The following is an 18,987-nucleotide window of genomic DNA, read 5'->3' as shown; positions in this document are numbered from 1 at the left end:
TACTCCTATTTTTTTAACCAATTACTTGAAAATTCACAATCTCTCATATCACCTGTAATTTTAATATAGGTGTCATCAATTTTTTCAGCTTGCCAATTTTCAATGGCTTTAATTTTCTTTTCGTTTAAGGCTAACTCTTTAATTTTAAGAAAGTCGGTTGCATAATCTGCATCATGGTCTTCTATTCTATCTGAAACCGTTAAAATCTTAAATTTTAGCTTGTTAGACCTATCGGTTTCTGCAACAACCTGACTTACCTCTCCTTCTTTTAAATCTTGAATTTGAGAATACAACTCTGGATCCATTCGTGTTAATTCAAAATTATAATCTTGTGTTTCAGGATTTATTAATTTTCCACCATCATATTTAGTCACATCATCATCACTAATTTCTCTTGCGGCTTCTTCAAAAGTAATTTCACCGTCAACAATTTGCTGTCTTACTTTTTCAATTTTTTCTTTAGCTTCAAGCTTCGCCTCATCGGATACTTCTGGTATTAACAACACATGACTAACATCGTATTCTTGTCCTCTAATTTTTTCACAATACACAATATGAAATCCAAAATCAGACTCAAATGGTTCAGAAACCTCGCCTTCTTGTAACGAGAAAGCTGCTTCCCTAAACTCTTTTACCATTCTAGGTTTTTTTCTATTTAGGGTATATTTGTAACCAGATTGTTTAATACCTGGGTCTTGCCCATAAAGAATTACCTTAGACCTAAAACTTGCACCATTTTCTTCAACATCTGCCTTAAACTGTTTTAATTGATTAATGATACGCTGTTTTTCTTCTTCTGAAACTTTAGGCTCTACTACTATTTGGGCCACTTTTAATTCTGTACCAAAACTTGGTCTTTCATCCTTTGGTATTTTATTAAAAAACTGTCGCACCTCCTCTGGTGTAATTTCTACCTCTTCAATAACCTTAGCCTGCATGCGTTGTGCCAACATCATGTCTTTATTGGTTTTAAACATTTCTTCCCTTAGGCTTTCCTCGCTTTCTTTGTTGTAAATTTTCAATAGGCGATTCATATCTCCATTTACCTGTTGCAAGAACTGTTGCACTTGGTATTCAACATTATTTCTCACTTCGGCATCAGAAACCAATATACTGTCTTGAATGGCATGGTGCGCATAAAGTTTATTTTCTAAAAGTTTACCAAAAAGCTGGCATCTAGTAATATCTTTAGTATCTACACCAGAGGCTTGCAGTTGTAAAAATTCCTTATCAATATCAGAATTTAGAACAATAAAGTCTCCCACAACACCAGCAACACCATCTACCTTTACAGGGTTAAATGCGTTGGTGGAGTCTGTTTTAGTATTTTCAGCTTCTTCGGTTGCTGCTATGTCTTGTTTATCTTCTATTATTTCTTGTGCGTGTATTGAAAACACTGCTGTAAACATTAATAGAAGCAGTAATTTTATAGTATTAGTTGTAGATTTCAAACTCTTTGTTTTTAATGGCATCTTTTGTAATATCTTTTTCTAATTTTTTAATGAGCTCTAACTTACGTTTGTTTATAACTATTTGCCGTATTGTTGGCTTAACATACTCTAAAGGTGCGGTATCGTTACGTAATAAAACATCATTTACTTGCATCAAATATACTCCTAATGAATCTTTGAGTTGCACAAAATTAGATTTTTTTAACAGTTGATTTTTATTTTCTGAATTCACTCCCGGAATTTTGGAAATAACCTGACTCATTCTTACCCAAATAGAATCGTTTAATGAATAGGATTTAAACTGAATGGCTATGGAATCTAAAGCCGTTTTATCCTCATCTTCAAACTTTTTAAAACGGTCTTTAATTGTATTGAAATCTATTATGTTTTCATCTACATGAATGTACCTGAATTTTATGAGCTCTTCGTTAAGTTTAAATACATCTTTATTGGCTTCGTAATATTCGTTGGCTTCTTGGTTACTTACCGTTGTATCTAGATTTTTCTTTACTAATGCTTCTAAATAAGCTTTACTGAACAAATCATTTTTATATTGTCCTACCAGTTTATTAAAGTTACTTTGTTTTTCTTCGCTTAAATTTATTTGTGCACCGTCTACCAAAAGTTGTTCTGTGGCCCACTCTTTTATAAAATTCTGAACTATTAAAGTACTGTCTTCTTTGGTAGTTCCTTCAGTTACCAAGCCTTTTAAGTCTTCCGCATAAAGGTAGCTATCGTTAACTCTAGCAATGGGCTTTCTGTCGTCGGATTTTTTAAAGATGTTACATCCCGAAAAAACAACTGTAGAACTAAATAGTATGATGAGGGATTTTATACGCACAATTATTGTTTAAGTTCTGCTTTAACACGTTTTAAGGCATCGTTATTAACCACTACTTTATACTTTTCTTTAAGTTGGTTTAACCAAACATTTTCTTTGTGGGTTTGGTAGTCGCTCATTACCAAACCCTTAACTTCTTCGTAGGGTTTTTGTTTTTTTGGTAACACCTCGCTAACGTTGGCAACTATATAACCACTGTTATGTTTGTACACTTTAGAAACCCCTTTTGAAATATTAAATTTTTCGGGCAATGCTTGATGGGTAGTGGCCATAGTATCTTTTGTAAAAATAACATTTACTTCGCCGTTAGTGTTTACTAAATTTTTAATATCATCGGTAGGCATATTTTTTTTCATGAGTTTAGCCACCTTGTTAATTACTTTTTTATTTGCTGAAGACGCCACTTCTGCATTTACCCTTACTGGCCAAAAGTAATTTGCTTTATTATTTTCATAAAAGGCCTTAACCTCTACAGAATCTGTTTTTGCAGCTTCCCAAATGGTGCTTTCCATTAAATCGAACAACAGCAAACCATCTCTATATTCGCCTAAAATATATGCATAGTCTTTATTTTCTTCCTCAAGATGCTCTTCTTGGTACTGCTTTAAGTTTGTATTTAAAAAAGAATTGTAAGCATCTTCTACAATTTCATCAAAACTTTGTGTGCCTCTTATACGCTTTTGTTGCGACAGCAGAACGTTACCAAAATCGGCGTTTGTAAGTTGTTTATTACCAATTTTTACTAAAGGAGCGTCGCCCTTAAAATCTTCTGGAAGTTTCCAGGTACGTTTGTAAAAATCCTCATTTAATATGGTTTTAAAATAAGATAAATCTGTATTTGTAATGCCATATTTATCTTTAAGGTTGCTAATTAGTGCTTCTTCTATAAGTTGTGACCGCGCATCGCGTTTTACTTTATCTTCTAGCTCAGGTTTTAGCTCTTTAAAAGCACCAATAGGTTTTGCATTTTCTAGTTTTATAATGTGCCATCCAAAGTTGGTTTTAATAGGCTCTGAAATATCGCCTTTGTTTTGTAACGCAAATGCGGCTTCCTCAAATTCTGGAACGCTCAACTGCCCGCTAGAAAATGGCTTTAACAACCCACCACTAGGAGCAGAATTTTTATCATCTGAAAATTCCTTTGCCAAATCCTCAAACGTTTCGCCTTGTTTAATTTTGGTATAAATATCTTTAATTCGCGTTTCAGCATCTGTGGATGTATCACCTTGTTTTGTGCTTATCATTATATGCTTAACCGTGCGTTCGCCTCTAGCCTTTCGTTTATCAAAAACTTTAACAATATGGTATCCAAAACGTGTTCTGAAAGGTTCTGAAATTTCTCCAACTGGTGTGTTGTAGGCTACTTTTTCAAACTTATATACCATTCTAAATCCAGAAAACCAACCTAATTCTTCACCAAAAACAGTTTTACCATTGTGCACCTGTTTACGAACAATCTCAAACCCCTCATTTACAGCGCGTTTTCGTAAATCCTTGATTTTATTGTATGCGACTAAGGTATCTTGTGGACTAGCATCTTCGGCTAATCGCACCAAAATATGGTTAGCCTTTATATCGTTAGAAATATGATTGTAGGCTTCTTCCACCAATGCGTCGTTAACCTTTGCATCGGTCATATAATTTTTAGCCAGTTGTTTTTTGTAACTTTCCAACTCTCGCTTGTAAGAAGGCTTTTCGTGTAGGCCTTGGGCTTTGGCCTCCTTTAGTTTTAATTTATAGTTGGTGAATAATTTTAAATATTCATCTACATCTTTTTGAGACTCATCCTGTACCAAATTAAGATTTTTGTTATATACCCTTAAAAACTCAGAGACATACACAGCATCATCGGCAACGGTAAACAACACCTCATCTTTTGAGGTTTGAGCAATTCCTGAAATAGCAAACTGCAATACAAAAAACAGAACGTAATACTTCAATTTCATTATAACATATTATTAATCAACGGATACAAAAATACTAATATATAGCTTTAAAACAAGTTGTGTTAACAAACGCAAATAAAGGCGTTTTATTTTACATTTTTAATGCTATTTAACACTAAATTTAAGACCTTTGAACGCAAATAAAAACGGTATGCGACAATTAAAACTTATATGGGATTTTCGTGGTCCCGATGCCTTAAAAATTGCAGAGCATCATGAAATACATTTAAGAGATTACATAAAAGCGCAACAACTAGCATTAAACATTACTGGTTTTGAAGCCATAAACGATGTACACGCCATAGCTTACATGGTAGTAAACGAACACCAAATGAAACCTGTTAGAGACGCCTTAAAACCTCATCGTGGGCAGTTATATAGTGAATAAACGCAGATAATTATTACAATTGTGCGGTTATCAGCTATTTAAAACTCGTTTTTAAAAATAAACCCTTTAAACTTTTACTTAAAAGTTTAATTTTACGATATCCTAATAGAGCAACATGAACCCATCATCATCTGGTTGGATACGAAAACTCGAAAGCGAAATAGCTTTAAACAACCTCTTTTTAAAATTTAGCAAGGAGGAATTTTACAATGCCCTTAGAGCTTCGGGCTTTATTTATGGTAGCAATCAAAATATTGCGGCACAGGTAGTACCCAAAACACACCTTACAGAAGAGGAAATATGCAAAATAAACCTTTGTTTAGCCTTATATTACACACATCATAACTCTAAAAACAAACACCCTTTTGTAGATAGTGTTATTAATTTTTATTCTGAAATAAGCGATATAAAAACCTCGTTTTTCAAAGACTTACTTGGAGGTAAAAAATCTTACGAGCAACTAGAAAACATTATACACAAGCGCATACAAATAGATGCCAATGTACTTACTAAAAATTTTAATTACTTTATTATAAATGCACTACTTTATGTAGATGTTTTAGCCTACCAACGCTATGTAAAACAGGATAATTTCTCCATTAATTACATAAAAACGCTAGAAGGCTCTATAGTTACCATTTCGTTGGACGTGTTAAATTCTAAAGAAGAAAAGAACGAATACGATGAGAGCTTAATAAAGTTATTCCAGTCTTCTCTACGCTTTACAGAAAACAACTATTTAGATTATAAAAAATCAGTACAAAATATTACCACAGAAGAGGAACGCTACTATATTTTAGATTTAGCCTGTATGGCGACTTGGAGCGACCAAACTATTGATATAGACGAGCAGCATTTTTTAGAAAAACTAGGCAAAGATTTACAGTTAAATATTTCCAGGATAAACCAAGCCATAAAAACCGTAAACCAGTTTTATACCTTAAATAAAGACAATATAGCACTTTTAAGCTCTAAAAATGTGGTGCAGAGTTTTTACAACAACTCTAGTAAAATGGTTAAAAAACTAATTAGCAGAAATAGTAAACGTTTGTACCAAGAGCTTAAAGACAGTAAAGAATTAATGGTATTACTTACACAATCTACCACCAGGGATTTAAGTAAGGACGAGCAACAAAAAGTACAAGAACAACTTTTAGACATTTTTAAATCCATACCAAGTTTGGCTATTTTTATGTTACCAGGTGGCGCTTTATTACTCCCATTGGTGGTAAAGTTTATCCCCAAATTATTACCCTCGGCTTTTGATGAAAATAGGGTTGACGATAAGTAAGTTAACTTTATATATATTTTTAGCCACCATTCGTTAACGGTAGATTTAAGTCTTTAAAACGATACAATCTTAGACAGTTAATGAAACCGATTACCCACGTCCAGAATAAAGGTTACATGATTTTAAACATTATGTTTAAAAAACGACAAAGCCTCTAAACGGTATTTAGAACCTTTTAACTGAAAATTCACGAAAACCTTCAAATGAAAAAGTGGTATTAAATCAAAGTTATCATTCCTAAACAGAAATCATTTCATTTTCACAAACAAGTTAAATCTAATCATAAAAAATTCTTCCTATTAAAAAAGATGATGACATTTTAAACATCAACCGATGTAATAGTGATAATATTAAATAAAAATCACTATTATGAAAAATTACAACCCTCTATTAATTATCTTCACCTTACTTTTTATTTCTTGTTCAAAAGATAATCCAAACAATACAGCTCCAAGTATTTTCTCTGCGAATACCATAGAAACAAGATTTAACGGAGCAACAATTGAATGGACAGAATCTATTGATCCTGATGGAGACACAGTGACTTATGCCATTATATTGGATGGACAAGAAATAGCCTCAGGAAGCACCTCTCTAAACTACAGCTTTTCTGGTTTGGAGCCAGAAACACTATATGAAGGTTATGTAGAAGCAAGAGATGGTAATGGTGGTACTTCTCAAGCACCATACTTTTTTACTACTGAGCCTGAAGTAATCATTTTTGAAACAAATATAGAATGTAGGTGGTGGGAAGGAGCAGGAGGTTATGGCATAGTTAATTATTTTGAAATTAATGCTGTAGATAATGCTATTAGTTATCATGTAGAAATTTTGGAATACAGTCCAGATCCAATACCTTCTAATATTGGAAGAGTATATTCATGGACACCCAATTCAAACTTACCCACTGGCAATAATGTTGGTTCAGGTGCCAGCCATCTTACAGAATATACACCCGGTGTTTATCATGCTAATACCAGCACTGGAAGCGGTTCCTTAATTTATCTTGATCAGGCAATAGCCAATTGCGAAGCTGTTACCGCTACAGCCAGAGTGACCATAATTATTGGCGAATAAAATTATTTAAAAGATTTTTTTAATCTTACTTCAAAGCTTTAAAAGGCTTTTTTAGGTAGAAAAGTAATTTATGTCTACTTAAGAAAGCCTATTGTAATTTAAATACTATTGTTTAAAAATAAAAATGATTTTCCAACAATGTACAGAGCTCGTTAAAGTAACCAAAAATTCTACTCCAACCACATTTTAAAATCCTTTACACGTTCTCTTGCTACTATAACTTCCTGTGCGTTATAGGAATTTAGTTTTATTTGTAAGCGCGAGTTGGTATAGCTTATCATATCGTTTATAGCATTTATATTCACAAAGAACCCACGGTTAATTCTAAAAAAGGTTTGTGGTTCTAACGCTTCTTCTAACTGCTCTAAAGTAGCGTCGATTAAGTAATTTCTTCCATCGGTTGTATGCAGGTAAGTGCCTTTGTTTTCGCTATAAAAACACTCTATTTCATCTATATTTATGAGTTTTAAGTGCTGCCCTACTTTTACCGAAAAACGTTTTTTATACTCACGGTCTATAGGGTTTACCAGTAATTTTTTTATGTCGTTAAAATCTAAGGTTACCGCTTGTTTTTTGGGTAAGCGCTCTTGGTATTTTTTTACAGCTGCTGCTAAATCGTCTTCATCGATAGGTTTTAAGAGATAATCTATACTGTTAAGTTTAAAGGCCTGTAACGCATACTCATCATAGGCTGTGGTAAAGATTACGGCGGACTTAATTTCGATGGTTTCAAAAATCTCGAAGGATAAACCATCGCTTAACTGAATGTCTAAGAATATTAAATCTGGGTGCGCATTATTTTGAAACCAATCTATAGATTCTTCTACAGAGTGCAGCATTACCTGTGTTTCTAAATGTAAACTTTGAAGCATGCGCTGTAAACGTCTTGCTGATGGTTTTTCGTCTTCTATAATGATAAGGTTCATAGTTTTGGTTGTTTGCTAATGTGGTTGTATTTGTGGTTAACATTTGCTTTGGCTGATAGGGCTGCGTTAGGGATTGAGGGATTTGTTGAAGCTCTCCCGCTTTTTGCGGGAAGCGACTCCCGAAAGCCCGACCACGCCCAAGCGTGGTAACGCCCATATTATTCCCAATGCCGTTTTTCTTGCTCCATAAATTCATTAATTTTACGTTCTTCCCAACGCTTGCTAAATACAAATCTTTTTCCAAATACGCCCAAGGCATGAAAACCAAGGCCTATACCCCAAAATAATGGTGTAGACCAAGTACCAAAGTGCCAAATATCGCCTCCGCTTCTTACTATAGATGCAACTATAAAAATGTTTACAGCTACATACCAGAAGGCATGCCAATAAAATCCTTTTAGTACTTTAAGGCGTTTTTCTGCCCTAATGTAAGCGTCTTCGTTTTTGTACTTTTTCTCGTTGTAGGGTTCTATGTTGTAGTTTTCCATAATTGTGTGTTTTAATTCCATTTTCTATTTTCTTCTTCGCGCATAAACTGTTCTATTTTGCGCTTTTCCCAACTACCTCCAAAGGCTTTATTGCTATAAAACACTCTAAAGGCTTGTATTATTAACCCTAATCCCCAACCAAACATAGGGAACCAGAACCACTGAAAGCCCCAATAGGTTCTGTAGTTTATAAAGATTAAAAAGGGTATTACTAGGCAATAGGACAATAAACTGTAGTAGAAATTTTTTAACTCTTCTACATGGTTTCTTGCACGTAAATAACTGTCGTCTATTTGATTTGATGTTTGTGGTCTCATAACCGATATTTGTTTTGTAAGCATTGGTATTGCTACCGCAAAACTGTTTGCTTGTTTATTTATGTCTACTTTTTTACTGGTTAACAGCTTGTAACGCTGCATAATATTACTTAAGCCTACACCGCTACTCTTTTTTACTATTTGCTTAGGCTGCAAATTATTTTCTACCACCAAATAACCATTATCTTCATAAATTTTAATGCGCAATGGTTTGCTACTGGTTACCATGTTGTGCTTTACAGCGTTTTCCAGTAGCAGCTGCAACGATAGCGGCACCACTTTGCTCTCTGGGTTTGCGGCCTGCTCTGGCATAGTAAAAACAATACTATCTTCAAACCTCATTTTTAATAAGGACATGTAGGTTTTTGCAAATTGCAGTTCCTCGTCTACCGTTACCAACTCTTTGCTTTTTTGTTCTAAAACGTACCTATATACTTTAGAAAGTGATGTGGTGAATTTTTGAGCCTGATTTGGATTTTCCTCTATTAAACTAGTTAATACATTTAAACTATTAAACAGGAAATGTGGGTCTAACTGATTTTTTAAGGCATCGAATTTTGCACTTGCAGTCCCCGCAATTACCTTTTGCTCTTTAAGCTTGTTTTGCTGATACTTGTTGTAAAAATATATAAGGTGAAATATGGCAACTATAATTAAGGTAATCCATAATCCGAATTGATAATATTCGAATTTTTCCCGAGCTAAAAACGCCTCAAACGTATTGCCCGCATAGTACATAGAGGTAAGCGCCCTTAAAAAAAACAAACCCACTAAGGTAATAGTTGTAGAACCAACAACCCCAACTATTATTCGTTTTAGTGTACTGTTTCTTTTCCAATTTACACGATTCATTCGCCCAAAAAAGTACATATTAGAATACCCCAAAACGAATGCGTAAAGCTGGTAGAAACCAAAGTCGATTAAAAATTCGTTTACATTGTTGTAAATAAATCCACCGGTAAGCATCTTACCAACAACATACACAGTACATCCAATAACAAATGTTATTATGAGATTTTTAACCGATTTTTTCATAGTCGTTTTAATTAATTTTTAGAATTTACTCTTTGCAAGATTCTAATAATACCTCTACACGATCTTTACCCCACTGAGGGTGAAACTGTGTTTCTGCTTTAAAATTAGCAAAAAGTTCTAAGGCACGCTTTAAATCTTTACAAAAGGGCGCAATATCTTGTCCAAAATATTGTGCGCTACCAATATTCCACTCTGCTTTCGATGCTACAACCCTAGGATTATTTGGCGCTAAGGCCTCTGCCTTGGCATATAACTCTACAACCTTAGGAGACAATGTCATACCATAAGTAGCGCCGTCTGATGCTATCCAAGCGGTATGTAACATGGCTTGTAATACCATTATTTCTGGATTGTTTTTAGATATTGCCGTTGCATCATTTAATAAATTCTGTGCCTTTTTTAATTTAGCAGCCAGTTTTTCTTCGTCTTTTTCGCCAAAACTGGTAACTATATTTATTTGAGCAGCCCAATACGGCGGCAACCAATTATCAGTTTCAGCCGAAGCTATACGTTCAAACATATGTACCGCTTCTTCGGGTTTGTTTTGGCTCCATAGGTCAAATGCTTTCTGCATACCTTTTTCATAATTACTTTGTGCACTAGCTACAATAGAACACAAAAGTATGGCGATGCTAATTACATGTTTCATAATATTAGGTTTTATAGTGTAATATGTTGTGTTACAGATTCGTTATTTATACTAAATTTTGCGTCCTCCCATTTTGGTGGCCCCATAAATCCCCTAGCGTTATTAGAGCAACCGTAAGCTTCCTTTGGGATACCAAACATTTTCGTATCCATTTTATTATTATCGTTTTCGTCGTGAAATAAGGATATGGCATAAATACCATTGGGTACATTTTTAAATACCACTTTACAGCTATTGTTTTCAATTTTAGAATAGGTTGCTTTAAACCCTTTGCTTAAAAAACTTTCTTTGGAATTATAGAGCGATATAAATACTTTTCCATCGTTACTCTCTAGATTAGATACCGTAACGGTTACAGTGTTTCCCGTAGCCTCTTGCGCTATTGCAAAAGATGTACTTAAAATAATAAGACAGATAATTTTAATGAGATGTTGCATGATTGTGTGTGTTTTGATTATAGCACAAATATCTCATCCAAATTCTTTTTTTTAAAATGCAACTTACCGAACTGTAAAAAAAAAGAGATGAATTGTAGTTTTAGGGATTTTTTATAAAAGTACGGCACAAAAAAAGGTTAAAGATGCTTTAATTAAAAAACACCTTTAACCATCCAAACATGATAATGGGCATTACCCCTAAAAAGTTTGTTATATGTTTGTTACTGTTCTGCCATTTTAAAGTTAATAGGTAAACTAAACGGCACACTTACAGGCTTTCCTCTTTGTTTACCAGGAATCATTTTTGGCAATTTACTAATAATACGTTGCGCTTCGTCTTCTAAAATTTTATCTGGGCCGCGGGTTCTAACTTTTGTAATCTCACCTTCAGGAGAAATTACAAATATTACAAATACACGTCCTTTTATGCCCATATCTAAAGCAGTTTGTGGGTAATTAAAGTTTTTAACCACATGTGCGTTCATTTTTTGCTGAAAACAATTACGTCTTTCAGATTTTTTAACATTCTCACATCCAGGAAACAAAGGCACATCTTCTATTACTGCAAAAGGCACCTCTACATCTTCCTCTATTTCACCCACATCTACGTCTTCCACACTAATAACCTCCGCAATAAGGTCGTCTTGACTAGTCTCTGTACTTTCAAATACGGTTTCCTCTACATCTTCCGTATCTTCAATAATCTGTACAGACTCTTGCATAACCACAGGTGGCGGTGGCGGTGGCGGTGGTGTATTCATGGTTACTAATGGAATTTCCTCATCTAGCTCACTATCCATCATAACGACATCAAGTTTAATATCGTCTTTTTCATACGTTTTATACTCTATTGCTTGCCAAGAAAAAAATAGCATAACATTGAGTCCGATTGCGAAATAAAGGCTACTGTTTCGGCCAACCTCTAATTCTGGGTTCTTTTTAGGTATCATGCTTACCAGTTTTAAAGTTTGTAATTTCTCTAAAAATAAAACCGAGGGAATTTTATTTTTTAACTATCATTTTTTGATAGATTAAAATTAAGTAAAACACGAGCCATTATTTATGATTTTTATCATATTCTCAAAATATCTAAAAATTTTTAATAATATAAAAATACGAAACCGTTGTAGTGCATTTTTTTATCAAATTTACAACTATAAACAAATGGCTTATAATTTTGGTTGTAGCGTAACTATACTTTAACTTACAAGCTAATTTTAAATACGAATTATGAATATAAATCTTGCTGTTTTAATAGATGGAGACAACATTCCTGCTGGCAATGTAAAAGAGATGATGGAAGAAATTGCCAAATATGGCAACCCAACCATAAAACGAATTTACGGAGACTGGACAAAACCACATTTAAGCAAATGGAAAAAAGTATTGCTAGAAAACGCTATTACCCCAATACAGCAGTACAGTTACACCATAGGCAAAAACGCCACAGACTCTGCAATGATAATTGATGCGATGGATATTTTATACTCTAATAAAGTTGAAGGCTTTTGTTTGGTATCTAGCGATAGCGATTTTACCCGTTTGGCAACCCGGTTACGAGAGGCCCGAATGCAAGTTATTGGTATTGGTGAAAAGAAAACACCAAACCCCTTTATTGTTGCCTGCGATAAGTTTATTTATATTGAAATTCTTAAGAGTAGAGACAACGAGAAGAGCGACACCGATGAGGAAGACGATAATAAAACCAGCAAAAAGGCTACGGTTGACAATATTACCAGAAAGGAAATAAATTTAATAAAATCTTCTATTGAGGATCTCTCAGACGAAGATGGGTGGGCATTTCTTGGTGATGTTGGCAGTTTAATACAAAAAAAGCGTCCTAATTTTGATTCTAGAAACTACGGTTTCCAAAAGCTAACCCCTTTAATAAAATCTATTGGCGAATTTGAAGTAGAAGAACGCAACGCCCCAAATAATAGCAGATACAAACATATTTATATAAAAAATAAGGAAAAACCAAAACGAGGCGGAAAACGTAAGAAGTAACTATGTTTTTTAGACAAAAATACATACATTTAAGGCGTAATAAAAACACAATTACACCTCTTAATACTTTATAAAACCACTATCAAAACCATCGTTATGCTTCCAATTACGGAGTTTATGGGTTTTTTAATTGTTTTTAGGGGGAGTTGTGCACAAGTTGACCAAAAATGAGACTAACCGAATTAATCCTGATTTTGCTGATATCCAATTTGACTTTTGGACAAAACAAGTATGTCGGAATTTATAATGACCGATTTTCGGAAAGTATTGAATTGAAATCGGACTCTACCTTTGTTCATAATTACAGATTTGACCTTTCCTCAAGTTGGACAACTGGAAAATGGAAAGTGTCAAATGACACTATTTATTTCAAAACCGAGTTAGTTTCGGACTCTTTGCAAGTTCGAGATTCAAATGGAAATAAAATTAAAGATTCATTAGTGCTTTCAGCTGACCTTAAAATTAACCGAATTGAATTGAATGAATTTATAATGTTATCATTATCAAGTGGCGGACAAAATAGAGTTAAACCACCAAATAAACTCTATTGGAAAAGAAACAAACTTTATCGGATTAACGAAAATGGAACTCTTTATTTGAGAAAAGTAAAAGCATTTTGGACTGACAAAAAAAATAAAACATATTTCCGAAAAGAAATTAATTAATAAAAAAAACCTGTGCACAACAATGTATAACCGCAATTACGGCGGATTCGACTACGTCCGAATCCACTAGGAATTGCTAACGCCAGTGCCAAACCGAAAATTAACGCATATAAACCCATAACTGACGGTTATACGAGACCGTTGCCAGTAATTTAAAAAACACAGGAAAATAAATTATGATTAAAGGTCTTTATGAAACCCATTTATTCGTTGAAAACCTCGAACGTTCAATTGAATTTTATAAAAATATTTTAGGGCTTGAACAATGCCACTTCGAAGAAGAAAGACGAGCAGCCTTTTTTTGGATAGGCGAACCGAAAGAAGCAATGTTAGGTCTTTGGGAAAAACCTAAATCTGAAATTGACAGAAGACACTTTGCCTTTAAGTGCGATAAAAACTTTATAATAAATGAAGCTTCAGAATTTTTAAAAAAACAAGGACTAAACCCATTTAACTTTTTAAATGATGGTACTGATAAACCAATGGTGTTCGCTTGGATACCTGCAATTGCTATTTATTTTGACGACCCTGACGGACATCATTTAGAATTTATTTCGGTTTTAGACGGCAAAAGCAATCCAGAAAATGGAATAATTACATATGAACATTGGTTAGATTTAGAAACTAAAGAAAAATGATAAAATCAATCTTAACAATTTTACTTTTCATTATTACCAATTCAATCTATGCTCAGGTGAGCAAGAATGAATTAAATGGTATTGATGAGGATATAAAAACCTTAATGAATACCTATAAAGCCGTTGGTTTGTCAATTTCAGTGGTAAAAAATAAGGAGATTATATATTCAAAAGGTTTTGGGTACAGAGATTTGGAAAACGAGCTACCTGTAAACGAAAATACAGTTTTCCCAATTGCTTCTTGTTCTAAGGCTTTTACCGCATCTTTATTAGGTGTTTTAGATTATCAAGGCAAAATTTCTCTGAAAGATAAACCTAGCGTACATATTCCGAAACTTCAATTTTATAGTTCTGAAATGGATAATTTAATAACCATTGAAGATTTACTATCTCACAAAAGTGGCTTGGGAGACCTTAACGGTACACTCGTTCTTTTTCCTGAAAAAAATATACCCAAAGTTGTTGAAAAACTCAAATATTTAAAACCTGAGGGTAAGGTAAAAGACAGTTGGCTATATAGCAATATGGGCTATACACTTGCAGGTGGTATAGTGGAGCAAGTTACTGGTATGTCGTGGGAAGAAAATATTGAAAAAAATATATTTAATCCTTTAAATATGGTAAACTCATACACCGATTTAACGAGTATGAAAAAGGCAAATAATTATTCACTTGGTTATGGTTTATCAAAAGGAAAAATCAAGAAAGTACTTTATGAAGAATATCATAACTACAAATCTGCTGGTGGTGTTAGGAGTTCCGCAAAAGATATGGCTAATTGGATGATAGCTTGGTTAAACAATGGTAAGTTTAATGAAGAACAAGTTTTGCCTAAAGATTTTGTGCAGAATGCTATAACTATTCACAATATTAGACCGGGTGAAAATGAAGAAAATGCTTTTCTATTTGGCGATGGTTTAGGCTGGCGTATGGAGTCACAAAACGGGGATTATAAAGTATATCACGGAGGTAACACCTCTGGATTTAGCACGTTGGTTTTAACCTATCCTTTTCAAAAATTAGGAATAACTATTTTAACCAATCAGACTAATTCAATTTTACCTTACATAATAGGAGATATTGTAAAAAATAGAATATTGAATTTACCAAGAACGGATTTAAATGACTATCCTATACTTGTAAACGATATCTATGTCCCAACTGAAATCAATAGTGAATTAAACCCTGAAAAGAAACCGACACATACCCTAACTTCATTTGCAGGTAAATATACTAATCAGGGTTACGGCATAGTAGAAATTGAGGTTAACAACGGTAATCTTTACATGAATTACCCAACGTATCAATTCTTCCTAGAACATCTTTATTACAATGTATTTGTAATGAAACCAATTAAAGAGATTTCTCAAGTAATGGACCCTGAGTTCGCATTAAATTTTAAAACAAATAATCAAGGTGAAATTTCATCTTTCGAAATAAACTTACAGTCAGTACCTGTGGAATTCATTAAGTTAATAGATAAATAAAAACTACTGGCAACAATGGCTATAAGTAATTGCTTGTTCTCGCCTACTTTGGAAATTCCAACGGAATTTCCAACTCGGTGCGTACTTGCAAAGTAAAGTGCTAACCCACGCAACTATTCTTATACGTAACCGTTAGCAACAAGCAGAAAAACTCACTCAAATGAAAAAAACAAACCTATTTATAATATTGTTTTTGGCTTTCAAAATTGTTAATGCGCAATCGGATAAGGTTTCATTTACAGAAAAGAATTTTGAAATGGAATTCTTAAGCTACAACCCCATTCAAAGAACTAATGTTTCATCAAAAAATTATAAATGGAGTATCGAAGTCCTTTCTGAAACAAAAAAAAGTCTTTTAGAAAATGGTAATAAATATTTCGGAGCTCATTATTGGAATATCTTAACAGCTTTTGATTTTCTTAAAGAAGATACTGATTTATTAAAACTAGTTTTTGTAAAATTAGCAAACTCTAAAGGAGGTTGTGAATACATTACCTCTTATAAAGATATGGTTAAATTCGACGATAAAATCCCTGAATTATACAATCAATATTACAAATCGTGTAATAGTGAACAAAAGGGTAATAAAAATCTGGACATTGACGAATATATTACAGACAACAAACTAAACAATGATTTGGTGAAGCTTATTAATATTATCAATATCGATGACCAAAAATACAGAGGTTCTGACGAACAAACATATAATACCAGACAACCAGAATTGGACAAACAGAATCAAAAACTTATTGACTCATTGTTTTCAGAACATAAGAAATATATAGGCATCTCATTAGTTGGTGAAAAATTTGAGTCTGTTATGTGGAGTGTTATTCAACATTCAAATCTTGAAATGATGGAGAAATATTTACCAATAATCCAAAAAGCAGTTCAAGACAAAGAATTAAATAAAACACCATTTAAAATGTTAATAGACAGAATATATTCTCAAAAACATGATTATCAAATTTTTGGTTCTCAAATCGGAGTTAAAAATGCCGATGAAAAAACTCGAAATGAAATAATAAAAAGATACGGAATAGAATAAAGCCAGTTGCCAAAACCGTATATAATTTATTGCTAGTTATAGCCTACTTACGAAAATCCTCGCGGATTTTCTATTCGGTTTTTATTTGCTAAATTTAGTGCATAAACCACGCAACAAACCATAAACACGTAGCCAATTAGAAAACTCACGCAAATGACACAAGAAATATATCAGAAAGCTATAAAGTTTGCTGGAGAAAAACATAAAAATCAAAAAGTACCTGGAACAGATGCGAACTATTTGTTACATATTTCAAATGTTGCAATGGAAATCATTTTAGCACACAAAGAAAATGAAGATTTTGATATAAATTATGCAATACAATTAGCTCTTCTTCACGATACTTTAGAAGATACCAAAACTGAATTTACAGAACTAAAGGAACAATTTGGACAAAAAGTAGCTTTGGGAATTCAAGCTTTGACCAAAAACGACAATTTGACTTCTAAAAAAGAGAAAATGACAGATAGTTTAAACCGAATTAATGAATTAGAAAAAGAAGTCGGAATAGTTAAACTAGCGGACAGAATTACTAACCTTCAAGAACCACCAAAGTTTTGGGGAAAAGACAAAATCTTGAATTACCTGAATGAAGCCAAATTGATTAGCGAAATGCTAAAAAATAAAAATGAATATCTGAACACTAGATTACAAGCTAAAATAGTTGAATACAAAAAATACGCTGAATAAATAACTGGCTACATTACCGTGTATAATTCATTGCTAGTTATAGCCTACTTACAAAAGTCCTCGCGGACTTTCTATCTGTGATTTATTTGCTAACTTTAGTGCTTAAACACGCAACGAAATCATACACTAGACCGTTACCTGCAATTTATGAAAAAAGTCCTATTAACATTTATAATCGAAATTTTAATTTTCTCTTGTTCAGGGACTAAAATTGGGAAGAACAAAACACGATATTTCGATGAAAATAATGTAGAAATTAGTAAATCCCAATTCAATCGAATTCGCTCAACAAATAAATTATTAGGCATTCCTGGAGATTCAATTAATCATAAGAAATTGACTTTAAGAGAAAAACGAGGGAAAATCAATAATAGAAAAAGTCTTGAATTATTGCTAGAGAAAGCTACGAATCTCGAATTAGATTCATTAAAACCAATTGTTATAATTTTTCATCCTGGAAAAGACAAAAACAATTCTGGAGCATTTAAAAACTATAAAAGTAATTCCTATAACATAGAACGAATTAGACAATGGTACGGACAATTAGAAGATGGAATAAATCAAGTTGCTCAAACTAAACCGATTTATATTTATAAAGATAGTAGTGGTTTGGAAAAATACGATGGGATTCTAACTTGGTATAAAGATCCAGAAAAAACTATTGAAAAACTTTTTTTTAAACATCATTATCCGGGTAGCAGTTTTGTGGTTATTTCTAAAAATGGAGATTATATATCATACTTTGGAGAATTTGGAAAAGAATATGTTTGGGAAGCAACTCAAATAATGAATAAATAAACACGTTTCACAACAATGCCCTGTAGGCTTCCCCTAATTAGGACACCTCAAAATTGAACACATAAATATTATATAAGTATGTGTTTAACAGAAAAGTTAGTGCTGCAAACCCGCTACTTTTATAACAGTTATAAAGTAAAAAAGACCGTTGGCAATAATGCTAAACTCGAGCAATAGAAAAAAACGTATTGATTGAAATAATTAAAAACACTAACTAAAATGAAAGCAAAAATTTTATTCTTATTATTTATTTCAATACTATTTTCTAGTAAAATTACCTATGGACAAACTGGTGGAAAAAAAATTAATGCTAGACTAATTGTATGTTCTGGATTATCTGAAAAGAATGTACCATTAGATGACTTGAAAGAGATCCGTGTGAAAGAGGGCGAAAAAGTCACTTTATATGTTAAATGGTTTAATCTTAAGAAAAAAAGTTATATAACATCAATGGACTTCCTTGATATTAACGGAAATTACCTAGCGCAATCAAGCGAATATAAATTTAAAGCTAAAAATAAAACTCATAATACTTGGAATAACAGAAAATTCAAAAAAGTTATTGTACCTGAAGGCGTTATAAAAATCAGAATAAATTTAGACGATGTAATAATTTTAGAGCGTGAAATTGAAATTAAATACAAATCGGAATAATAAATACAACTGTGTTGTAAGTTTTTGTAATTGAGAAAAAAAGCTCGTATTGCCAACACCATGTAAAAATAATTGCTTTGGTTGTTGCTTATCCTGAAAATTCCTTCGGTATTTTCTTGCGTTGGTTTTTGTTTACTAAATTAGTTGCTGAAAC

Annotated in this window: 20 protein-coding genes; 11 read left to right on the top strand and 9 right to left on the bottom strand. The window is 32.9% G+C overall.

The window, feature by feature from the left end; genetic code table 11:
- Window positions 1-5 precede the first annotated feature (5 nt).
- From CLV33_RS08510 to CLV33_RS08500, 3 genes are read right to left on the bottom strand one after another with little or no spacing between them, the layout of a single operon-like run.
- Window positions 6-1,451, bottom strand: coding sequence for a peptidylprolyl isomerase (locus CLV33_RS08510; protein WP_244906409.1), 1,446 nt, complete (start codon window positions 1,449-1,451; stop codon window positions 6-8).
- The gene (locus tag CLV33_RS08505) at window positions 1,435-2,292 is read right to left on the bottom strand and encodes a peptidylprolyl isomerase (RefSeq protein ID WP_105473545.1); all 858 of its coding nucleotides are present in this window, start codon (window positions 2,290-2,292) and stop codon (window positions 1,435-1,437) included. Before CLV33_RS08505 ends, CLV33_RS08510 begins: the two co-directional genes overlap by 17 nt.
- Before the next feature lie 2 nt (window positions 2,293-2,294).
- A complete protein-coding gene (locus CLV33_RS08500; protein WP_105473544.1) occupies window positions 2,295-4,238 on the bottom strand; it encodes a peptidylprolyl isomerase in 1,944 nt (647 codons plus the stop codon).
- 151 nt (window positions 4,239-4,389) lie between these two features.
- Between CLV33_RS08500 and CLV33_RS08495 the strand changes: the two genes are divergently transcribed.
- The 3 genes from CLV33_RS08495 (at window position 4,390) to CLV33_RS08485 (ending at window position 6,994) form a co-directional block, all read left to right on the top strand.
- Complete coding sequence (locus tag CLV33_RS08495; RefSeq protein ID WP_042246006.1) at window positions 4,390-4,626, top strand: hypothetical protein; 237 nt, start codon at window positions 4,390-4,392, stop codon at window positions 4,624-4,626.
- Window positions 4,627-4,741: 115 nt separating this feature from the next.
- Window positions 4,742-5,917 (top strand): LETM1-related biofilm-associated protein, encoded by a 1,176-nt coding sequence (locus CLV33_RS08490; protein WP_105473543.1) that lies wholly within the window; start codon window positions 4,742-4,744, stop codon window positions 5,915-5,917.
- Between the two features lie 369 nt (window positions 5,918-6,286).
- A complete protein-coding gene (locus CLV33_RS08485; RefSeq protein ID WP_105473542.1) occupies window positions 6,287-6,994 on the top strand; it encodes a fibronectin type III domain-containing protein in 708 nt (235 codons plus the stop codon).
- Window positions 6,995-7,164: 170 nt separating this feature from the next.
- On the opposite strand, the gene CLV33_RS08480 is transcribed toward CLV33_RS08485, so the two are convergent.
- The 6 genes from CLV33_RS08480 to CLV33_RS08455 all read right to left on the bottom strand — a co-directional run bounded on the left by CLV33_RS08480 (window position 7,165) and on the right by CLV33_RS08455 (window position 11,796).
- Window positions 7,165-7,920, bottom strand: coding sequence for a LytR/AlgR family response regulator transcription factor (locus CLV33_RS08480; protein WP_042245951.1), 756 nt, complete (start codon window positions 7,918-7,920; stop codon window positions 7,165-7,167).
- Between the two features lie 158 nt (window positions 7,921-8,078).
- The gene (locus CLV33_RS08475; RefSeq protein ID WP_105473653.1) at window positions 8,079-8,408 is read right to left on the bottom strand and encodes a 2TM domain-containing protein; all 330 of its coding nucleotides are present in this window, start codon (window positions 8,406-8,408) and stop codon (window positions 8,079-8,081) included.
- 11 nt (window positions 8,409-8,419) lie between these two features.
- Window positions 8,420-9,760: a histidine kinase gene (locus CLV33_RS08470; RefSeq protein WP_105473541.1), complete on the bottom strand. Its 1,341-nt coding sequence runs from the start codon at window positions 9,758-9,760 to the stop codon at window positions 8,420-8,422.
- 25 nt (window positions 9,761-9,785) lie between these two features.
- Window positions 9,786-10,409 carry a hypothetical protein gene (locus tag CLV33_RS08465; protein ID WP_105473540.1) on the bottom strand — a complete coding sequence of 208 codons (624 nt, stop codon included), beginning with the start codon at window positions 10,407-10,409 and terminating at the stop codon, window positions 9,786-9,788.
- Window positions 10,410-10,420: 11 nt separating this feature from the next.
- Window positions 10,421-10,846 carry a DUF2141 domain-containing protein gene (locus CLV33_RS08460; RefSeq protein ID WP_105473539.1) on the bottom strand — a complete coding sequence of 142 codons (426 nt, stop codon included), beginning with the start codon at window positions 10,844-10,846 and terminating at the stop codon, window positions 10,421-10,423.
- A 221-nt stretch (window positions 10,847-11,067) separates the two neighbouring features.
- On the bottom strand, window positions 11,068-11,796 hold the full coding sequence (locus CLV33_RS08455) for an energy transducer TonB (protein ID WP_105473538.1): 729 nt from the start codon (window positions 11,794-11,796) through the stop codon (window positions 11,068-11,070).
- Between the two features lie 280 nt (window positions 11,797-12,076).
- Between CLV33_RS08455 and CLV33_RS08450 the strand changes: the two genes are divergently transcribed.
- From CLV33_RS08450 to CLV33_RS08410, 8 genes are all read left to right on the top strand, one after another.
- Window positions 12,077-12,853, top strand: coding sequence for an NYN domain-containing protein (locus tag CLV33_RS08450; RefSeq protein WP_105473537.1), 777 nt, complete (start codon window positions 12,077-12,079; stop codon window positions 12,851-12,853).
- A 167-nt stretch (window positions 12,854-13,020) separates the two neighbouring features.
- The gene (locus tag CLV33_RS08445; RefSeq protein WP_105473536.1) at window positions 13,021-13,518 is read left to right on the top strand and encodes a hypothetical protein; all 498 of its coding nucleotides are present in this window, start codon (window positions 13,021-13,023) and stop codon (window positions 13,516-13,518) included.
- Window positions 13,519-13,694: 176 nt separating this feature from the next.
- Window positions 13,695-14,156: a VOC family protein gene (locus tag CLV33_RS08440; RefSeq protein WP_105473535.1), complete on the top strand. Its 462-nt coding sequence runs from the start codon at window positions 13,695-13,697 to the stop codon at window positions 14,154-14,156.
- Window positions 14,153-15,643: a serine hydrolase gene (locus tag CLV33_RS08435; protein ID WP_105473534.1), complete on the top strand. Its 1,491-nt coding sequence runs from the start codon at window positions 14,153-14,155 to the stop codon at window positions 15,641-15,643. The genes CLV33_RS08440 and CLV33_RS08435 overlap by 4 nt, the downstream gene beginning before the upstream one ends.
- A gap of 160 nt (window positions 15,644-15,803) precedes the next feature.
- Window positions 15,804-16,691: a DUF6624 domain-containing protein gene (locus CLV33_RS08425; RefSeq protein WP_105473532.1), complete on the top strand. Its 888-nt coding sequence runs from the start codon at window positions 15,804-15,806 to the stop codon at window positions 16,689-16,691.
- Window positions 16,692-16,844: 153 nt separating this feature from the next.
- Entirely contained in the window at window positions 16,845-17,381 is a 537-nt protein-coding gene (locus CLV33_RS08420; RefSeq protein WP_105473531.1) for an HD domain-containing protein, read from the top strand.
- Window positions 17,382-17,528: 147 nt separating this feature from the next.
- Complete coding sequence (locus CLV33_RS08415) at window positions 17,529-18,179, top strand: hypothetical protein (RefSeq protein ID WP_105473530.1); 651 nt, start codon at window positions 17,529-17,531, stop codon at window positions 18,177-18,179.
- A 219-nt stretch (window positions 18,180-18,398) separates the two neighbouring features.
- On the top strand, window positions 18,399-18,833 hold the full coding sequence (locus CLV33_RS08410; protein ID WP_105473529.1) for a hypothetical protein: 435 nt from the start codon (window positions 18,399-18,401) through the stop codon (window positions 18,831-18,833).
- The last annotated feature ends 154 nt before the right edge of the window (window positions 18,834-18,987 follow it).

The organism is Jejuia pallidilutea (genome assembly GCF_002973595.1).
Lineage (GTDB): Bacteria > Bacteroidota > Bacteroidia > Flavobacteriales > Flavobacteriaceae > Jejuia > Jejuia pallidilutea.
The sequence above is the reverse complement of the archived record's forward strand: the minus strand, read 5'-3'. Positions and strand labels throughout refer to the sequence as shown.